The 277-nt window shown below is 60.3% G+C and carries 1 protein-coding gene; it reads right to left on the bottom strand.

The window, feature by feature from the left end:
* Nucleotides 1-277 (bottom strand): dihydroxy-acid dehydratase domain-containing protein (locus tag AF337_RS38670; protein WP_193393705.1); only part of this gene is annotated, 277 nt, incomplete at both ends.

Raw genomic sequence — 277 nt, 5'->3', positions numbered from 1 at the left:
CGCTGCTTGCGGCCGCCATGATCTGGGCCGGCAGGGTCTTGTCGCAGCCGCCGATCAGGACGACGGCATCCATCGGCTGGGCGCGGATCATCTCTTCCGTTTCCATCGCCATCAGATTGCGCAGATACATCGAGGTCGGCGAGGCAAAGCTCTCGTGGATCGAGATTGTCGGAAACACCATGGGCATCGCACCCGTCAGCATGACGCCGCGCTTGGTTGCCTCGATGAGTTGCGGCACATTGCCGTGACAGGGATTGAAATCACTGTAGGTGTTTGC

This window comes from Rhizobium ecuadorense, assembly GCF_001187535.1.
GTDB classification, from domain to species: domain Bacteria; phylum Pseudomonadota; class Alphaproteobacteria; order Rhizobiales; family Rhizobiaceae; genus Rhizobium; species Rhizobium ecuadorense.
The sequence above is the reverse complement of the archived record's forward strand: the minus strand, read 5'-3'. Positions and strand labels throughout refer to the sequence as shown.